This window comes from Arthrobacter cavernae, from assembly GCF_017368795.1.
GTDB classification, from domain to species: domain Bacteria; phylum Actinomycetota; class Actinomycetes; order Actinomycetales; family Micrococcaceae; genus Arthrobacter; species Arthrobacter cavernae.
Genome location: NZ_JAFNLL010000082.1, coordinates 1 through 1,370 on the forward strand (window position 1 = coordinate 1; position 1,370 = coordinate 1,370).

General features: G+C 69.3%; 1 protein-coding gene. It reads right to left on the reverse strand.

Annotated features, from left to right (window positions below; all coding sequences use genetic code 11):
* The coding region (locus J1902_RS18700) for a toll/interleukin-1 receptor domain-containing protein (RefSeq protein ID WP_242702223.1) at positions 1 to 881 on the reverse strand (881 nt) is incomplete at its 3' end.
* Positions 882 to 1,370: the final 489 nt, after the last annotated feature.

Below are 1,370 nucleotides of genomic sequence, written 5' to 3' on the forward strand. Positions count from 1 at the left end.
ACGTTGCGTTCAGGGCGCACGATGTCCATGACCAGGAATTGCCGGTCATCGCGCCGCAGCCGCGGCAGCAGGCCCGCCCGCAGGAAGGAGGACTTGCCCGAACCGGACGGGCCCAAGACCACAAATAGCGCTTCGGTCCCCTCATGGCGCATCCGGCGCAGCGCATTCAGGCCCCGGACGATCTGCCCGTCCCGGCCGAAGAAGACCGCCGCGTCCGCCTCCTCGAGCGGTTCCCACCCCCGGTAGGGTGCCCGGTCCGGATCATCGGGCTGGGGCCAGACAAAGTGCTCCGCCCCGATCCCGGCCTTCCGCAGCCCACGGTGCAGGCGCTGCAGGCCCTCGGTGAGAAATTCGATGGTGCGGCTCTCACCATTGAGTGCCACCTCAATCTCCGTGGCGGGGCCGTTGCCGAACAGGTCGCAGCGCTGCCACTCCCCGGTGATCCCGCCGTCAGCGTCCGGCTCAAGCCGGGCACACAGGATCAGCTTGCCCAGATTCTCGGCAGTCCGGTACTCGGCAAGGCATTCCCGGGACGCCTCCCAATTAGCTGAGAGCAGGCAGATTACCGCCTCGCACCGCTCGTTGGCCCGACGCAGGGCCTCCTTCCAGCGCTCACCGGCCGCAATGCCCGTCGCAGGGTCCAGATCCAGGAAGATCTCGTCAGCCAGTCCCGGGTCCTGCTCCACCAGCCAACGCTTCAACGCCATGGCCTGACGATTGTCCTTGCTGGAATGGCTCAGGAAGATGCGCGGCATCGCCTCACCGCCAAACCGCCGCGGGGAGAAGCCAGGGGTCTGAGGAACCCGCCTCTGTCGCACCACACGAACGCGGGTTTCTGCGGCTGCCGGAATCCGCCGGCCGGTGTTCCCGCCTGCGTGCATCGCCGACACCGGACGCCTCGGACCGGCACGCAACCCCAGAGCGCGCAGCCGCCGAAACCTATGAAGCGACCCGTCCGCGGCGTCCCGGCCATGGTCCCAGCGCCTTGTGCGCTCCGCCTGCCGCGAACCCACGCCTCGTCCATGGTGTCAATGGTCCGCCCGCCCGCACCGCCCTGCAATAGCCCGCCGCTTCGCCCGCACCGCCACAGAATCCGAAGGCACCTGAAACCCCGGCCGGCAGGTCCCTGCGCCCACCAGTCCCCGCCGCCGCTCAGCTTCGGGCGCCGGGGACAGGAAACTCTGCCATGGCAGGAGCCGGCACGGAACGCGCCAGCGGGTGGCCGGCGTTGTCCGCCCCGGAGGCGGGATCTAGACTCCTCTCACTGCCGCAGGGGCGCCCTGTGCAGAGGCCCCGCCGTAAAAGCCCCGCACCTGATGCACCCGCCCATGTACAGCAGAAACCCCAGGGTTCCCCGCGACCGGGGATGC